Annotated in this window: 20 protein-coding genes; 9 read left to right on the forward strand and 11 right to left on the reverse strand. The window is 53.3% G+C overall.

Translation table 11 applies throughout. The annotated features are described in order from the left end of the window. Positions 1-7: 7 nt before the first annotated feature. Positions 8-952, forward strand: a complete 945-nt coding sequence (gene argF, locus F7C38_00685) for an ornithine carbamoyltransferase (protein ID MCE4600069.1) — start codon at positions 8-10, stop codon at positions 950-952. A gap of 17 nt (positions 953-969) precedes the next feature. On the opposite strand, the gene F7C38_00690 is transcribed toward argF, so the two are convergent. Beyond that, a complete protein-coding gene (locus F7C38_00690) occupies positions 970-1,290 on the reverse strand; it encodes a hypothetical protein (GenBank protein MCE4600070.1) in 321 nt (106 codons plus the stop codon). A gap of 83 nt (positions 1,291-1,373) precedes the next feature. Next, positions 1,374-2,003 carry a threonylcarbamoyl-AMP synthase gene (locus F7C38_00695; GenBank protein MCE4600071.1) on the reverse strand — a complete coding sequence of 210 codons (630 nt, stop codon included), beginning with the start codon at positions 2,001-2,003 and terminating at the stop codon, positions 1,374-1,376. 132 nt (positions 2,004-2,135) lie between these two features. Here F7C38_00695 and prf1 point away from each other — a divergent pair, with 132 nt between their 5' ends. Further along, entirely contained in the window at positions 2,136-3,260 is a 1,125-nt protein-coding gene (prf1, locus tag F7C38_00700) for a peptide chain release factor aRF-1 (protein MCE4600072.1), read from the forward strand. Between the two features lies 1 nt (position 3,261). Here prf1 and F7C38_00705 read toward each other — a convergent pair whose 3' ends face one another. Then, positions 3,262-3,795: a nicotinamide-nucleotide adenylyltransferase gene (locus F7C38_00705; GenBank protein MCE4600073.1), complete on the reverse strand. Its 534-nt coding sequence runs from the start codon at positions 3,793-3,795 to the stop codon at positions 3,262-3,264. Between the two features lie 91 nt (positions 3,796-3,886). Here F7C38_00705 and F7C38_00710 point away from each other — a divergent pair, with 91 nt between their 5' ends. Then, entirely contained in the window at positions 3,887-4,252 is a 366-nt protein-coding gene (locus F7C38_00710; GenBank protein ID MCE4600074.1) for an ArsR family transcriptional regulator, read from the forward strand. Between the two features lie 37 nt (positions 4,253-4,289). Here the strand turns inward: F7C38_00710 and F7C38_00715 are convergent, their stop codons facing one another. Further along, positions 4,290-4,604 carry a hypothetical protein gene (locus F7C38_00715; GenBank protein ID MCE4600075.1) on the reverse strand — a complete coding sequence of 105 codons (315 nt, stop codon included), beginning with the start codon at positions 4,602-4,604 and terminating at the stop codon, positions 4,290-4,292. Positions 4,605-4,667: 63 nt separating this feature from the next. Continuing rightward, positions 4,668-5,240 carry a site-2 protease family protein gene (locus F7C38_00720; GenBank protein ID MCE4600076.1) on the reverse strand — a complete coding sequence of 191 codons (573 nt, stop codon included), beginning with the start codon at positions 5,238-5,240 and terminating at the stop codon, positions 4,668-4,670. A gap of 92 nt (positions 5,241-5,332) precedes the next feature. Here F7C38_00720 and F7C38_00725 point away from each other — a divergent pair, with 92 nt between their 5' ends. From F7C38_00725 to F7C38_00735, 3 genes are all read left to right on the forward strand, one after another. After that, positions 5,333-5,683, forward strand: a complete 351-nt coding sequence (locus F7C38_00725) for a hypothetical protein (protein ID MCE4600077.1) — start codon at positions 5,333-5,335, stop codon at positions 5,681-5,683. A 137-nt stretch (positions 5,684-5,820) separates the two neighbouring features. Then, positions 5,821-6,303 carry a transcriptional regulator gene (locus F7C38_00730; protein MCE4600078.1) on the forward strand — a complete coding sequence of 161 codons (483 nt, stop codon included), beginning with the start codon at positions 5,821-5,823 and terminating at the stop codon, positions 6,301-6,303. 60 nt (positions 6,304-6,363) lie between these two features. Then, entirely contained in the window at positions 6,364-6,630 is a 267-nt protein-coding gene (locus F7C38_00735) for a hypothetical protein (GenBank protein ID MCE4600079.1), read from the forward strand. Here F7C38_00735 and F7C38_00740 read toward each other — a convergent pair. From F7C38_00740 to F7C38_00750, 3 genes are read right to left on the reverse strand one after another with little or no spacing between them, the layout of a single operon-like run. Beyond that, positions 6,627-6,980, reverse strand: a complete 354-nt coding sequence (locus tag F7C38_00740; protein MCE4600080.1) for a hypothetical protein — start codon at positions 6,978-6,980, stop codon at positions 6,627-6,629. The two genes, F7C38_00735 and F7C38_00740, sit on opposite strands and share 4 nt — an antisense overlap. A 41-nt stretch (positions 6,981-7,021) precedes the next feature. Continuing rightward, entirely contained in the window at positions 7,022-7,966 is a 945-nt protein-coding gene (gene arcC, locus F7C38_00745; GenBank protein ID MCE4600081.1) for a carbamate kinase, read from the reverse strand. Further along, positions 7,963-9,318, reverse strand: coding sequence for a cyclic 2,3-diphosphoglycerate synthase (locus tag F7C38_00750; protein ID MCE4600082.1), 1,356 nt, complete (start codon positions 9,316-9,318; stop codon positions 7,963-7,965). The genes arcC and F7C38_00750 overlap by 4 nt, the downstream gene beginning before the upstream one ends. A 138-nt stretch (positions 9,319-9,456) precedes the next feature. Here F7C38_00750 and F7C38_00755 point away from each other — a divergent pair, with 138 nt between their 5' ends. The 3 genes from F7C38_00755 to serS all read left to right on the forward strand — a co-directional run bounded on the left by F7C38_00755 (position 9,457) and on the right by serS (position 13,978). Next, positions 9,457-11,886 (forward strand): hypothetical protein, encoded by a 2,430-nt coding sequence (locus F7C38_00755; GenBank protein MCE4600083.1) that lies wholly within the window; start codon positions 9,457-9,459, stop codon positions 11,884-11,886. Between the two features lie 66 nt (positions 11,887-11,952). Continuing rightward, the gene (locus F7C38_00760; protein ID MCE4600084.1) at positions 11,953-12,444 is read left to right on the forward strand and encodes a hypothetical protein; all 492 of its coding nucleotides are present in this window, start codon (positions 11,953-11,955) and stop codon (positions 12,442-12,444) included. Positions 12,445-12,583: 139 nt separating this feature from the next. Continuing rightward, positions 12,584-13,978 carry a serine--tRNA ligase gene (gene serS, locus F7C38_00765; protein MCE4600085.1) on the forward strand — a complete coding sequence of 465 codons (1,395 nt, stop codon included), beginning with the start codon at positions 12,584-12,586 and terminating at the stop codon, positions 13,976-13,978. Here serS and F7C38_00770 read toward each other — a convergent pair. The 3 genes from F7C38_00770 to F7C38_00780 form a co-directional block, all read right to left on the reverse strand. Continuing rightward, positions 13,975-14,298: a hypothetical protein gene (locus F7C38_00770; protein ID MCE4600086.1), complete on the reverse strand. Its 324-nt coding sequence runs from the start codon at positions 14,296-14,298 to the stop codon at positions 13,975-13,977. The two genes, serS and F7C38_00770, sit on opposite strands and share 4 nt — an antisense overlap. A 45-nt stretch (positions 14,299-14,343) precedes the next feature. Continuing rightward, on the reverse strand, positions 14,344-14,769 hold the full coding sequence (locus F7C38_00775; protein ID MCE4600087.1) for a metal-sulfur cluster assembly factor: 426 nt from the start codon (positions 14,767-14,769) through the stop codon (positions 14,344-14,346). A gap of 208 nt (positions 14,770-14,977) precedes the next feature. After that, positions 14,978-15,796, reverse strand: coding sequence for a nicotinamide mononucleotide deamidase-related protein (locus F7C38_00780; protein ID MCE4600088.1), 819 nt, complete (start codon positions 15,794-15,796; stop codon positions 14,978-14,980). Positions 15,797-15,874: the final 78 nt, after the last annotated feature.

A 15,874-nucleotide genomic window follows, 5' to 3' on the forward strand; every position in this document is an offset into this window, starting at 1 on the left:
CGCGCTCGTGACCCTGTACAAGTTGAAGAGAAGGCACCTGGTCTGCCTCGACTCGTACACGCCTGACGAGCTTAGAGCGTTGATCGATATGGGGCTGGAGTTCAAGAGGCGCTACTATTCTGGGGAGAGACTAGTACCGGTGTTAAAGGGCAAGAGCATCGCCATGATATTCGAGAAGCCCAGTACAAGGACTAGGGTCAGCTTCGAGGTCGCGGCCTGGCAGTTGGGGGCCCAGGCCCTCTACCTGGGCTGGAGGGACCTCCAGCTCGGCCGGGGGGAGACCATCGCCGACACGGCCAGGGTGCTGTCGAGGTATGTGGACGGGATAGTGGCTAGGGTTAAGGAGCATGAGAAGGTCGAGGAGCTAGCCAGGCACTCAAGGGTCCCGGTAATAAATGGACTAAGCGATCTAAGCCATCCAGTCCAGGCGCTAGGGGACTACATGACTATCCTCGAAGTGCTGGGCCGGCTTCATGGAGTGAAGCTCGCCTTCGTGGGTGACGGAAGTGATAACGTGCTTCACAGCCTCCTGATAGCGGGGGCGAAGCTGGGAGTCGACATCACAGTAGCCACCCCCAGGGAGCTGAGGCCCAACGAGTCGATCCTCAGGAGAGCCCTTGAAGCGGCCCGAGAGTCAGGGTCTACGATAGAGATAGTAGAGGATCCATACACGGCGGTGGAAGGCGCCGATATAGTATATACTGATGTGTGGGTGAGCATGGGCCAGGAGGAACTGAGGGAAGCCAAGATCCGTCTACTGAGGCCGTACCAGGTCAATTCAAAGCTCATGGAGGCCGCGGGTGGAAGGGCTTTCTTCATGCACTGTCTACCAGCCCATAGGGGCGAGGAGGTTACCGATGAAGTGATTGATGGCGAGCGTAGCTTGGTGTGGGATCAGGCCGAGAATAGGCTACATATACAGAAGGCTATACTGGCCGCACTCATAGCCTAGACATTGAACCCTAATAATTAAACCATAGCCAACCCGATCTCCGGCAGGCCGGTCCTGGCGAGCCCGTACTCCTCGCGTATCTCATCGAACACGGCGTCTATTATATCCGCTAGCAGAGGGACCCCACCCGATGAAACCTCCCTCCCCTCGACTATGACCGTGGGCAGGCCCATATCCCTGGCCTCCTCTATGGAAACAGGGACCTTGACCACGTCCACCTCGACAGGTATCCCATACTCTACGGCTAGGAACAGCTGGGCCTTCCTAGCTATCTCCTCGGCCAGCCTACTCTCATCATTCAGGCCGGAGTACACGGTTATAGTGATCGAGTCTCCCATAGCCTCGACCCACCCGTAGGTGTTTTTACACTGCTATAGTGATATGCCGGTGCGGATGGTAGTCTCCCAGTAGTACCCACGCCCTATTCCCCGAAGGACCCTATAACCCTCTCGATCTCAACAGTGGGTACCCCGCCGGGTCTCATGACAACAGGCTTCCCAGTAGATAGATCCACGACCGTGCTCGGCACCCCGAGCTCTACCCGCCCACCATCGATGTACAAATCCACCCTATCCCCTAGCTGCCGGACAGCCTCCTCCACCCTTACCGGGGGAGGCCAGCCACTCCTATTGGCGCTAGTACCCACGAGGAGCCCGCCCACACTCCTAGCTATCTCCCTGACCAGGGGACACCGGGGCAGTCTGACCCCGAGGGACCCCCACCTGGCTAGGTGGCCTGGTAGATCCCCGCGACTCTTCTCGACTATCGTCAGGGGGCCTGGCCAGAACTTGATCGCTAGCCTCCAGAATAGGGGGCCTGGCTTGACTAATAGGAGTGCGTGGTGGGACTCGCCCAGGAGTATCGGCAGGGGCTTAGAGGGGTCCCTCTCCTTTACCCGATAGACCCTCTCGAAGGCTTGCTCGTCTAGGGGGTCTGCTAGGAGCCCGTATAGAGTGTCTGTCGGCGCCACTACCAGCCCGCCGGACTCAATGACCTCGACGGCGGCATCTATCACTTCTTGGTCCAGGCTCCTGCACCCGGCCTTGACCATCCTCACGCTGGCCACCGCTACACATAGTCTTCCACCGGCTTGGATAAACAATAGACTATAACCTCTGCCGGGTGCCTTCTCTGAAGTATAATAAGGCTAGGCCTCGAACCCTCTACGGTTGGGGTCAGCAAGGTGCAACGAGGCAGGATAGACGAGTCGAAGCTAGTGATCTCGCGGAGGAGGCTTGCCCAGCTGTTAAAGGAGGTTAAGAAATGGAGCGCCCCAGCCACGGTTTTGCTGAGCCTATACATACCGCCGGGGAGGCCTATAAGCGATGTGTTGAACCTGTTAAGCCAGGAACTCTCGGTTGCCGACAACATAAAGTTGAAAAAGACTAGGAACGCGGTGAAGAGGGCTCTATCGGCGGCCATCGATAGGCTAAAGATGATACCCAAGGTGCCTCCGAACGGCCTCGTTCTATTCTGCGGAGAGGACATGGATACCGGCGACTTTGCCTGCTACGTCTTCAGCCCCCCGGAGAAGATAAACGTCTTCTACTATAGGACTGATAAGAGGTTCATAACAGAGTTCCTAGAGGAGATGGTTGAGGACCGGGACGTTATAGGCATATTGATCGTTGAGAGGGACCAGGCCACTATAGGCGTGCTACGGGGCTCCAGGCTGGAGGTGCTTGAAGAGCTGACGGACTACATCCCGGGTAAACACAAAATGGGCGGTCAGAGCCAGAGGAGGTTCGACAGGATAATAGAGCAGATGGTGGAAGACTTCTTCAAGCGCCTAGCCGAGCACGCCGCTAGGCATCTCCTACCATACCATGAGAAGGGCAACTTGAAGGGGATAATCGTCGCCGGGCCCGGCTATGCTAAAATGGACTTCGTCAAGGGCAAATACCTGGACTATAGGCTCCAACAGCTCGTCTCGAAGGATCTGGTTGATGTAGCTTATCAGGGCGATCAGGGCCTAAAGGAAGTCGTATTAAAGGCAGAGAACGTGGTCCAGACGCAGCTCTACCGCGATGCTGTGGAAGCCTTGGAGGAGTTCAAAGGCCACCTGGCCCGTGGGACTGGAATGGTTGTCTATGGCGATAGCGAGGTCAAGGCTGCACTGGAGATGGGGGCCGTCAAGACACTACTCATACACGAGGATAGGGAGGACCTGGAGGACTGGAAGGATGTTGCTGAGAGGCTGAGTGGGGCGAAGGTTGTCGTGATACCCTCTGGCCTCCCAGAGGCCGAGTGGTTTAAGAACACCTTTAACGGCCTCGCGGGTATACTGAGGTTCAAGATAGCCAGGTAGCCTAGTCTTTGGCTAGCGCGTGTCGAAGCCTCTCGATCCCACCTATAGATAGTATATATTCGGCCGTGCTCCGGGTTACCGCGTTCATCCAGCGGGGGTCGCCTAGCGACATGAGCTCTCTTATCCGCTCGCCTCTCCATTCATCCCTGTTATAGACCGGCGGCTTGATTACCCCAATGCCAGCGTCCTCGAAGATCTTTCCTATGACCGGGTTCCGCGTGAGTATCGCGTCTACCCTGGGCACATATGATAGTACATAGTAGACTGATCCGATGCTGGTTTCCAGGGTTCTTATAGTTGCTGTGATGAACCTCTCCAAGCCTAGATCCTCGTCCATGAGGCTCAGCCTTATCATTTCTATCCTCTCACCGGCCGTGAAGGGGTTCCTGGGGGTATAGTTCTCGGAGGCCATACCGACTAGATAGACTATCTCCTCGAACCCGTTTTCCAGAGCCCACCGCGTTATAGCCAGGTGGCCCTTGTGGAACGGCTGGAATCTGCCGAAGATCAATGCCCTCTTAGGCTTTCTCCTCATGGATCCTACCCCACGGACCTAGTCTACGCTCGGGGATAGAAAGCTTGATAGGCATTAGTTTGCCCTACAAGAGTATCCCGGTGCCTAGGCTATGCCGGAGGAACTCGGAAGGCCTGGAGAGGATATTACCCGCAACCTAACGGTTATCTACCAGGACGACGATATAGTCGTTTATACTGCCCCCAACGAGGACGAGTTAAAAGATATCCTGCTAGACCTGTTGAGGAAACACCAGAGGATGAATATCAGAGAGTTGCACGGCCATCTCTCGGGGCTAGCCAGCGAGGATAAGATTCGCATGGCGCTGAACGACTTATTGAAGGATAACAAAGTTGTTGTTGACAGAAACGGGTACTTCTATCCAGCGGAGCTCGCCGAGGAGCTAGAGGAGGAGTACTATACAGAGTATGACTGGGATCTTGAGTACCCCAGTGAATATGACGCTGGAGAATTCTAGGGAAAGTTTATTAATAATAACTAACTGTTATTATTTACTATATCGGCCCTACTAGATATGCTTGGTTCACCACGTCCTGGAAGTCCCTCGGCAGGACCTTCTTCCTACTGGTATAGTACTCGTACATCTTCTCAAGGAACTTAGTGAATACCGGGCAACCATCAAACCTACCGTCTCTATCACACCTGCCAGGCTTTCCTTCAACAGTAATCATTAGCAGGCACTGCCCCGTCTTCTTATCGAAGTAAGGACACAGCTTGTGATACTTCTTAGCACTCTTAACCATATTATTAATCCACTTCTCCTTAAGCGATTCAGGCTTCTTCTCCTCTCCATGCTCAACCTCGGCCACTCCTACTTACACCTCCGTCGCAATAGTGGCCTACCCGAGGACATTATTTTTTATCCCAAACCCCTAGGAGGGCGCCATCCAGAGCAGTAGCGATAATACAAACATCACAATCCACCCATTCATGTCAGCCCGGAAAATCTTGCTTCCATCCAGAGGCGGTATAGGTAGCAGGTTGAAGAACGCGATCCACCCATTTATCATCGCTACAATCGACATGTAATGACTCCAATAACCCTTTACTAGGAGCGACGCGCCGAGAGCCAATAGACCCAATACTATGTTTGTAGCCGGCCCCGCCTCCACGCTCCTAACCCACCCCCGTGGATTGTAGACATAATAGGCGGTAACACCCACGTAGCCCGGGGCCAGGATAACGATCCCCGGTATAAACCCCGTCAGAAACGTCAAGAGGACTCCATAGGGCGTAGCATAGAACTCCGCGTACAATCCATGCCTCCTGGCAACGGTCCTATGCGCTATTTCATGGCCTATGAAACCTACAAGCACGCCTATAAAGTAGGGACTGGTGTAAAACGACGGCTTTAAAATATTCCATATTTTCCCTACGGCGACGATCATTGAAACTAGCGCGAGAATCCACGACACAGGCTCCCCTATAGGCCTCGATCCACGCATTCCATGCTTCCTCCAGATCCAATCGGATAGCCCGTTAACCTCCCTTAATACCGGTTCCGCAGCCATAGACTGAGGAGGAGGGTCCCCCGGGTATGAGTGAAATAGACTTTGAGCTGGCCCTCGAAATAATAGCTGAAGACCTCAGGAGGCTTGAGAGGGCAGCGAAGGCCCTCGAAGAAAACGGGAACATGCAAGCCGCCTATGATGCTAGGTCGTGGAAGATAGCCATGGGTAGGCTCTACGTGGACCTCAGGAATCTTGCCGACTCTATAGAGGGGGAAAGGTTCATAGAGGCCTCTGAGGGGGCATGCACGCTACTACACAGGATATACACGCTACTCAACGCTGCAGGCGAGGAGAGATACATGTTCGTGACCGGCCCCAGCAAGAGGATCCTCACGGCGTTATTAACCCTCGCCTCCAAGTACTGCAACAAGGGATGAGCGGGCTTCTCGGCCTCTTCCGATCGGTGAGGGAGCTTTAGGCCGGCGACCCGCTATACTCGGACTCGTTTAAACTCTAGGTATGAGATATATGTCCTCAACGGTGACTATATAATTATAGAGGAGGTGATGGTCAAATGGCACTGGAGAACCACGTCGAAGTCGAATTTCCCCGCGTGCCCATAAAGCCTGTTGGAGCTAAAGAGGTAAGAGAGCTGGAAATAGCTCTCATCATAGGGACTATACTCAGGCCCGACGTATTCAAGGAATTCCTTGAGCCCAAAGAGTTCACCACCTGGGTCGACAGCCTAGCTGTAGCGGCGGGTGCACTAGCTAGGGAGAAAGCCGGCTATACCATATCCAGGATCGCCGAGGAACTCGGCAGGTCCGAGGCCACGATCAGGAACCATCTACAGGGCAAGACGAAGGCAGGCCAGTTAGTCCGTGAAACTTACGACATGCTAAAGACCGGTAAACTCAGGATAATAGTCCCCATTGCTCCGGCGGAAGCCAGGAAGCTGGAAGAGCGGGTCAGGGAGTTAGAGGAAGAGAATAAGAAGCTCAAGGACAAGCTAGAGAAGGCTAAACGTACTCTGCAAGAGCTACTGGCCGAGCTCTAGCGTTCCCCACTATATACCCCCTCCACCGGACTCCACTACTGGAGGCGGGTGTATAGACGATTGTCTCATAGCCTAGACGAGTTCACGGCGGCTAAGGCTAAGAAGGGACCAGTGATCTACAAGCCAATCCATATACTCTACACGAGGCCTAGGTCCGAGTGCAATTTCTTCAAATATACCGAGGAGTCAGGCGGCTACATAGCCTGGTGCATGGTCCTAAACAGGCCGTTAACTAAAGACGAGGCGATAAAGTGCGAGAAGTACTGGAAAACTTGCCCCTATAGGAGGATCGGCCTTCAGATGGAGGAAGATAGCATGGAGGGCTAGGCTCTAACACGCCTGATTGAAACACCCAGCTCTCCTGCCCTAGCCCTAACCTGGTCCGAGAGCTTTGGACCAGCCCCGTAGAGGACTAGTATGGGCTTGTATCCCTCCTCCTTTGCCTTACCTGCTAGCCCCTCGACTATATCCACGGGGACAGGCCCGCTCTTATAGTAGACCTTCACCGCCAGTTTATCCCCCTTCTTGACAGCCGTGAAGTTATACGGTGCAGCTTCGTCAACCGTCACTACATCGACTCTATAGCCAGCTTCCCTGTACCTTCCTGCGACCTTACCCACAACACCGTACTTCTGGGCGAGTTTCTTCGCCTCGAAGGCCTCTCTCGCAGTGGTCAACGCGTATACACCCTGGTTGCATAAGGATGTGCCGTGCTTTTTTATGGCTTGCCGGGTTCTACATGGGTTCCACTATCTCCACGGTAGACACTGTATGCCTCCTCTAGGCTACCTATCGAAGCTGTCCTCCCAGTCTTCCTAACGTACTCTATGACGGCTTCGACCTTGGGCCCCATGCTCCCTGGAGGGAAATAGCCTTCACGGTGGTAGGCTTCTAGTTCGTCAACACTCACCTTTCCAAGCCATATCTCGCCTGGCCCGCCATAGTTTAATGCCACACCCTTAACATCGGTCAATATAATGAACCGGTCAGCCTTTATGGTCTGAGCCAGGAGGCTACTGGCTAGGTCTTTATCAATAACGGCTTCCACAGGCTCTAGATCCTCGGTAACCGGTATTCCCCCGCCACCGACAGCTATCACAATGTACCCTTCTTTGACTAGGCCCTCTACCACCTTAGACTCTAGTATCTTGATCGGCCTCGGACTAGGCACTACTCTCCGGTATAACCCACGGGGGTCCCTCTTGAACACCCAACCATGCCGCCTGGCCAGCTCCTCCGCCTCTTCCCGAGTATAGTATGAGCCTATGAACTTCGATGGGTCACGGAAGGCTGGATCCCTACTCGACACTACAACCCTGGTAACAACCGTGGCGGTCTTAACACTTATCCCTAGCCTAGCGGCTTCTCGCTCCAAGGCATGAGCTATCAGGTATCCAATCCAGCCTTGGGTCATGGCGACTGCTAGATCCAGGCTCTGCCTGGGCTTGTCCCTTGGCAAAGCCTCAAAAGCCTCAAGTAGGTATCCTACCTGGGGCCCATTGCCGTGTGTAATCACTAGTCTTACTCCGTCAGCGGCAATCCTGAGGAGCTGTCTTACGGCGCTCCGCACGGTTCGCCATTGCTCCTCCGGAGAACCCTTCATCCCTTTCTTTATAATGGCATTGCCTCCGAGGGCTATGACTAGGGTCTCCAAGCTCTTCACCGCTCTATACCGTACTTCAGCTTCATCTTGGCTCTGGCGAGGAACTTCTCTACGAGTTCTTCCAGGGTGGGTCCCTCAATTATCTTCACGTCATAGTATACCTGTACTATTGGCTTGTCCACCTTCACTATTCTATCCAATCTTATTGGGGTCCCGGCAACCACTACATCGGCAGGAGTGTTCTTTATGGTCTCTTCGAGGTCCCTTATCTGGCTTGGCGTGTAGCCGGTGCTTGGAAGAACGGGCCCCATATGGGGGTACTCCTTGTAGATCTCGGCGATGACCCCCTTGGCATATGGTCTGGGGTCTATTATCTCGCGTGCACCGAACTTTTTAGCCGCCACGTAGCCAGCGCCATAGGGCGAGCCTCCGTGGGTTACGGTGGGAGAGTCCTCAACTACCACAACTCTCTTGTCTCTTATTAGGCTGGGGTCGTCTACTTTGACCTCACTCACCGCAACGGAGATCTCTGCGCTTGGATTAATTCTCTTAACATTCATCTTTATCTCTTCTACGGCCTCCCTACTCGATTGATCGGCCTTGTTTATTATGACAGCGTCTGCCATCCTAACGTTTACTTCGCCAGGGAAGCTCTTAACTTCGTGGCCTGGCCTCATAGCGTCGGCGACCGTTATCATGTAATCGGGCTTGTAGAAGGGCCAGTCGTTGTTGCCCCCGTCCCAGAGTATTATGTCGGCTTCCCTTTCGGCTTGTTTAAGGATCTCGCCATAGTCTACTCCAGCGTAAACTACGACTCCCATGTTTATGTAATGCTCGTATTCTTCCCGCTCCTCTACGGTCACGTTATACTTGTCCAAGTCCTCCATGGACTCGAACCTCTGGACGGCCATCTTAGCTAGATCCCCGTAAGCCATTGGATGCCTGACGGGCACTACCCGGAAGCCCCTCGCTCTCAGGAGCCCAACTATTCTCCTCGATACACTGCTCTTCCCAGCGCCCGTTCTAACAGCGGTAACTGCTATAACGGGCTTCGCCGAAGCCAGCATAGTGTCTCTAGGGCCTAGGATCATAAAGGATGCCCCCGTCCCCAGGGCCGCGGATAGCTTATGTCCCACGTCATCGTAAAGGAGGTCGCTGTAAGCGAGCACTACCATATCGACTCCGAACGACTTGACCACGTCACCCAAATCCTCCTCTGGGACTATAGGGATCCCAGAAGGATACAGGCTACCGGCAAGCTCTGGAGGATAACGACGCCCCTCTATACCCGGTATCTGAGCCGCGGTAAACGCTACAACCCTATACTTAGGGTTGTCCCTGAAGAAGACGTTGAAATTGTGGAAGTCCCTTCCGCCTGCTCCCATAATTACAACTCTAACAGGCCTCTCCATAACAACCACCAATACTCATCGTCGCAGTACGTGGAATAAGAGGCTTGGTTATAATGATCCCACCAGTATATGGAGAGCGAACCGCATATTTTTGCCGTTACTCCTTCAGTCTCCACAGGTCGATTGGGTGCGTGACATTTGGCTAAGGGTAAGGGAGGTAAGGAGCGTTCCCCTAAGAAGCATAAAGGCGAGATAGGGGGCATCACTACCCGCCTAGCGCTACTCGCCTCAAAATATTCAACCCCGATAACGTTGGCCGTACTCATACTCCTGCTGGCGCTAGGCACTTACGTCAGGATCTTGCCAGCGCTCAAATACGGGTTAGAACTAGACGCCAACGACCCGTGGATCGCCTACTGGGAGGCGGAGTACTTCCACAAGCATGGACTCTTCAGCTTCTCAGGGCTCTCGCACGTGAAGGAGTTCTGGTGGCCCGTTGGGAGGGACATCCTCCACTCGGACTCGCTAGGGGTAGCCTGGCTAGCAGCAGCCACCTATGGGCTGGGGGCCAAGCTCGGATTATCCCTCAAGGAATGGATAGCGCTTTTCCCAGTGTTCGCGGGTAGCCTAGCTATACTAATGTTGTTCCTGCTAGTCTACACTATCACTAGGTCGAAGCTGGCTGGCTTGGTCTCCGCAGCATTCTTCGCCTTGTCTCCAGGAGCCATTACCAGGACGACTGTCGGATTCGTCGAGAAGACTGGTATAGCTGTCCCGGCCCTGGCACTATTCTATATCTTCCTCACCCTATCGCTTAGACATAGGAAGTCGACTAGAGGACTCTTGTATTCGGTACTAGCGGGGCTCTCGGGAAGCTTGGTAGGCTTCCTGTGGGGAGGCTATCACCTCGTGACTATATCAATCGCGTTAGCTATGTTGATAGACCCCCTCTTCGGAAAACCTGAGATAGACAGACTTAAGATGTATGCAGTGCTCACTATCTCCTACGTAATATCCGCCTCGGCCATCCCAAGCATAGGATTACAATATTTCGTGGGCAGGCTAGGGTCCCTCGACATAGTAATGCTCGTCATATACGCCCTCGAAGTATACGTGGATAAGATTCCCCTCATAAACAAGATACTGGAAGACGGAATCACACCGAGATTCCAAGCCTGGCTAATCCTAGTACTCCTAACGGCCGGGTTCATAGCAGTTTATACTGGCCTCATACCAATGAGCCTCAGATTCCAGGCAGCCCTAGGCATAAGGAATATCAGCCCCCTCGTCGAGAGCGTCCAAGAGCACCAGCCAGCGCCTCTCTCTAGGCTATTCAGGGAATACGGCCTAGCTTTGCTCTTCGTCCTAGCCGGAGTCATCGTGTTTACAGCCAGGTTCTTGAAGGGAAGATACGAGCTCCACGAAGCGATTCCGAGCGCTGTACTGTATTTCATGGCTCTCCTACTCTTCTATGCCAACAAGCAACTAGCGTACTTTACCCAGATGGCGTCGCTCTATGTGACGATAGCTGCCGGCCTGGCCGTTGCAGAGTTTACGAGCGGCGCGGTATGGGTTCACAGGCCAGGCAAGGCCGGCAGTAGACATGAGCTGGGCGATCCATTGAAGGTACTAGCAGGAATATTTATAGTGCTCATAGTCGGTATGGGGGTGGCGTACTATGGCGACCAAGCGTACAACTCCAACAGCTACAGAGCCCCGCAAATACTCACGTCAGGCCTATCGCCGTTAACCATCCTAACACCTGAGGGCGAGAGGAAGGTAGTAGTCCCGTTGAACGACGCGTGGTTGAACGCCCTCCAATGGATAAAGAACAATACTAGAAAGGATGCCCTAGTCATCAGCTGGTGGGACTACGGTTACTGGATAACAGTCAATACTGGGAGGAGAACTGTAGCAGACGGCTCTACCTTTAACGAGACGCAGATCCGGGCTCTGGCAAGGCTCCTGACAGGCGACGAGGGAGAGGCAAACTATCTCTTAAGAAGCGTATTCAAGGCCGAGCCCAATAACACCTACATAGTCTTCTACGAGGTCTTCGAGGGAGTAGTCGACTTAAAGAACAACATGACAATACTCTATCCCAAGCCCGAAGCGATACAGAGACCCCAGCAGGGCCTGCCAGGAGTAGTAATACACGGTTTAGCAGACTTCCCCAAGTCCATACAAATGCTCCGAATATCCTACAGGATCCCCCCATTCTCAAAGTCCATACTACACACGGCATACACTACAGTCTACGTCGACAGGAGGGGTAGCGAGTGGATCGAGTTCCCAGGCTTCGTAGGCCAGCCCCAGGAGAACGCCACCAGAGTCAAGAACGCTCTAATATATAAGATGGCCATAGACGGCATATCATCACTGCCCAAGACTGCGATCACGGATTCATCATGCGAGGCCGTGATTAACAGGACCAGAGCCTCCCTAATGGCGGTAGCTGCGGCTTCCTCGCCGATGGGAGGCTACGAGGTCCAGTATATACTCCCTGGGAAGCCTTTCAACTCGTTCAAACCAGTCGCGACAAGCATATCCTGTCCGATAGTGAACCAACAGACAGACAGGTACACGCTACTAGCGGTGGTAGTGTTCATATACCAGTGGACCGGTTAATAGGCTTCCTACACCAAATATTACATCGCCTGGGGATCGGATAACCGTTACGAGAGGCTTAGGGAAATGGCCAAAGGCTCCAGGAAGAGAAACATTATGAAGACCATGATGGAAGCACTGGCATTAGTACGTAGAGCGCAAATCGAGGTACGCAGGGCTAAAGCCAGGGCAAAGACTATGTCCAAGTTACTCTCAGAGGCCGAGTACCGGGAACTGGCAACCTCTCTCGAAACCCTCGATATAGTCTTAGAGAAGATTGCCCTGAGACTCCAAACTATGCTGGTCGCTGGGGTGATCAATAGAGAACTCCTAGAAGCCCCGCGGGAGATATTGAGAAAGGCTATGTCTATATCCTCTATGATACCGCCGAACATAGGAGAGACGCTGGCAGAGATATCAGACGCTATCGATATGCTCATCTCCTCCGCTCCAACGATGCCTGAGGAGGCGCCATCTTTGATCGAGATGAGTGAGTCATCGCCGTCGGATTACGCTGAGAGTGTCTTACGTGAAGCCAGAGAGGAAGCCAGGAGGAGGCTTGAGGGATTGAGTGAATAAATCCCTAGAAGCGACATGATTCTCCCTGCGGGCCCATGAGGAGTCCTAGCCAGGCTTAGCTGGCGTGCTGAGTGGACCACAATCCGAGGCCCAAATTATAACCCTCTCCCGGCCCTGGGTCGTTCTGGGTAGAGGAGTTGTGGGTTGGAGCATACTAGACCTCTTGAGGAACAATCCAGAAAAGCTAAAGCACTATGTAAGGATTAGGTTGATGGACGAAGCGCTAGTCGACAAGGCTCTGAACCTAGACGCTAGATGGCGGAGCCTTCTTACAGAGGTTAACGAGCTACGCCATAAACACAATGTGATTAGCAGGTCAATCGGTAAAACAAGAGATCCTAGCGAGAAGAGGAAGCTAATTGAGGAGGCTAAGGCTCTACTGTCAGAGTTAAGAGAGAAGGAAGAGGAGCTCAAGAGAATTGAAGCTGAGAGGGAGAGAGTTCTCCTAATGCTTCCTAATGTAGTAGAAGACGATGTACCGGTGGGAGACGAGACAGCGACTGTCCCAGTGGAGTTCTGGGGTAGACCTCGGGTGTGGAGGGGGCATCTAAAAGAGTTCATGGAGGAGACTAGGGGCTTTAACGTGGAGTATGATGTAATCGACTGGAAGCCGATAGGCCACGCGGACATGCTGGAGAACGTGCTAAGACTAGGTGATACTCTAAGAGCCGCGAAGGTGGCTGGTTCACGGTTCTATTATCTCTTCGAGGACCTGGTGTGGCTTGACTTGGCTCTGCTCCAGTACGCGCTCGACGTATTAACCAGGAAGGGCTACACTGTCGTCCTCCCTCCATATATGCTGCGCCACGAGGTCATGACAAGGGTTATCGATATTGATACCTTTAAGGACGCTATCTACAAGCTAGAGAACGATGACCTGTACTTGATTTCAACCGCTGAGCATCCCCTGGCATCACTCTATTACAAAGAGGAGCTCTACGATGACGAGCTGCCCTTGAAGCTGGTCGGGATAAGCCCATGCTTCAGGAGAGAGGCTGGTGCTGGTAACAGGGACTTGAAGGGCATATTCCGTGTACACCAGTTCCATAAAGTAGAGCAGTTCATATTCTCTCGGCCGGAGGATAGCAGGAAGCTCCACGAGGAGCTTATAGAGAACTCCAAGGAGATCTTTCGAGGGCTGGAGATCCCCTTCCGTGTAGTCAATATTGCTTCAGGCGACCTGGGGGCTTGTGCCGTGAAGAAGTACGATCTTGAGGCGTGGATGCCAGCGCAGGGTAGGTACAGGGAGATGGTCAGCGCGAGCAACTGCACAGACTGGCAAGCCTACAGGCTAGGGATAAGGCTCATTAGGAGGAAGGGGATGGAAAGGGACTATGTGCACACACTAAACGCGACAGGCATAGCTAGCACTAGAGCTATAACAGCGATACTAGAGAACTTCCAGGAAGAGGACGGCACCGTCAAGATACCCAAGGTGTTAAAGAGGTATCTGGAGCCCTTCAAGAAAGCCCCCAAGGACTATATACTGCCTAGGAGGGAACCACCTATACCATCACATAGATCCGGGGTCTAACGTCCTAGTATCCTCTTAAGCGCCTTTCCAAATCCACCCATATCCTCGCTACCGCCCATACGACTCATGGCTATAGCCCGGGCCTTATCCTCGCTCATAAACGCGTACTTCTTAGCTATGGATACGAGGACCCGTAGCTCTTCGTCTGTAGCATAACTTATCGGCGTGTCTCTTTCTCCGTTCTCCATCCAAACCCTAATCAGCCTGTCGTAGATCGGTTCAACCTTGGGATCACTATAGAAGGCAGCCTTCCTCCAGGCGACGTCGTTGTCTTCTATCAGTTCGACAAGCTCCTTTATCAAACGCTCTCTCTCGGTCAATCCAGAGGCACCACTAGGTGCTTAGGCTCTAATAGGCCTAATTAGTTAGTATCCTTGGGAGGAGAGATCGGCCTGGAGCCGCCTCTTCCACTCCTCCACGACGTCGTATCCAAACACGGCTTTGAGCAGCTCTCGTCCCTCAGGCGTTACATAGTCGGGGCTCCAAGGCGGGTCGAATACGATCTCGACCTCTACGTCCTCGGCCTCCGGGACCATTTCACGTATCGCATCTTCTGCATACGCCGCTATCTGTCCCGAGACCGGGCAGCCAATCGCTGTTAGGGTCATGGCTATCCTGATATAGTACTTGCCCGGCTTGGTCTCTTCCACGTGGATCTCGTAGACAAGGCCTAGATCGTAGACGTTTACCGGGATCTCCGGGTCATATACATCCTTGAGCGCTTTTATCACCTTCTCGACTATTTCCTTGGGCCCCGTGACGACTGGGGATTTCCGCTGTCCGCTGCTCAAAGTGTACACCAGGGTATCGGATCCCGTCTAGACTATTTAAGGAGGAGTTTATGTGCTACGGCCCCTGGAGAGTTTAAGTGTCAATATTAAGGAAATATATGGTGATAATAATAGTATGGTGAGCCCGCCTAGAAACAAGGGTTTATAATTCACGAACCCTCCAAGCAGGCTCGTAAGAGAGCCTACACTAGCTACCACGAGCGTCAACTTAATCTTTAGCGATACAATCGATCTCGCCTGTTTCACCGCCCAGTTCCCTCGACTTCGATACAACATACTCAAGGACTCTCAGAGCTTTAGCCCGAGCGTCATCGAGGGTTTCAGCAGAGGCTAATGCCCGTATCTCAAGTAGGGGTGATCCCGTTTCATGGCCTTTGGGATGGCTCTTGAGATAGACGCCGGGCTCCATCTTAGCCGCCCTCTTAATCCAGGGGGCTAGGCTAGACTCTGGAACGCCTCTTACCGTAAATCCACAGTCGACCGCACGACGGTGAGGAGCTATCCTCTTCAAGAGGGGGGATACGTAGTTATCGAACATAGTCTTCATCTCGGCCGGAACGCCGGGGAGGCTCACGACAATGGTATCGTTTACCTCCAGGTACGAGCCTGGAGCGGCTCCTACCGGGTTCGGAATAGCCTCAGCGCCTTCTGGAAGATAGGCCATCTTGACTCTGTCCTCTGTTAGCGTGTAGCCCGCCTTCTCGTAGAACTGCCTCACCATATCGAGCGCCCTCTCGTTGAGGACGAGCCTCCTCCCAGCGGCCCTAGCTACCCCCTCTAGGGTTCTATCATCGTATGTCGGGCCTAACCCGCCCGTTGTAACAACGATTCTAGCCCTAGCTATAGCCCTGCCAACTTCTTCCTCTATATCATCCAAGTCGTCGGGAACGGTTATTATGCGCTCGACCGAGAAACCCATGAAGGTCAATTTCTCGGCCAACCACGAGGCATTTGTATTAACTACTCTTCCTATAAGTATCTCGTTCCCCACGGTAACTATCCACGCAACAGGCTTCTCGTCTCCCACAGGTTCCACCCTAGTTTAACGTTGGCCTCTTGCGGTGACTATAGTCCCCGCTATCATCCCGGAGGGCCCTCTTCGGCC

It is taken from the genome of Candidatus Thermodiscus eudorianus (assembly GCA_015521085.1).
Taxonomy (GTDB): domain Archaea; phylum Thermoproteota; class Thermoprotei_A; order Sulfolobales; family Acidilobaceae; genus Thermodiscus; species Thermodiscus eudorianus.

Bases quoted from the DNA above. Each gene is read 5' to 3' on its own strand.
- F7C38_00720 (MCE4600076.1), bottom strand. From the start codon at position 5,240: ATGCGTGGATCGAGGCCTATAGGGGAGCCTGTGTCGTGGATTCTCGCG.
- F7C38_00760 (MCE4600084.1), top strand. From the start codon at position 11,953: ATGGCCAAAGGCTCCAGGAAGAGAAACATTATGAAGACCATGATGGAA.
- F7C38_00730 (MCE4600078.1), top strand. From the start codon at position 5,821: ATGGCACTGGAGAACCACGTCGAAGTCGAATTTCCCCGCGTGCCCATA.
- F7C38_00750 (MCE4600082.1), bottom strand. From the start codon at position 9,318: ATGGAGAGGCCTGTTAGAGTTGTAATTATGGGAGCAGGCGGAAGGGAC.
- F7C38_00695 (MCE4600071.1), bottom strand. From the start codon at position 2,003: ATGGTCAAGGCCGGGTGCAGGAGCCTGGACCAAGAAGTGATAGATGCC.
- F7C38_00725 (MCE4600077.1), top strand. From the start codon at position 5,333: ATGAGTGAAATAGACTTTGAGCTGGCCCTCGAAATAATAGCTGAAGAC.
- F7C38_00690 (MCE4600070.1), bottom strand. From the start codon at position 1,290: ATGGGAGACTCGATCACTATAACCGTGTACTCCGGCCTGAATGATGAG.
- F7C38_00710 (MCE4600074.1), top strand. From the start codon at position 3,887: ATGCCGGAGGAACTCGGAAGGCCTGGAGAGGATATTACCCGCAACCTA.
- F7C38_00705 (MCE4600073.1), bottom strand. From the start codon at position 3,795: ATGAGGAGAAAGCCTAAGAGGGCATTGATCTTCGGCAGATTCCAGCCG.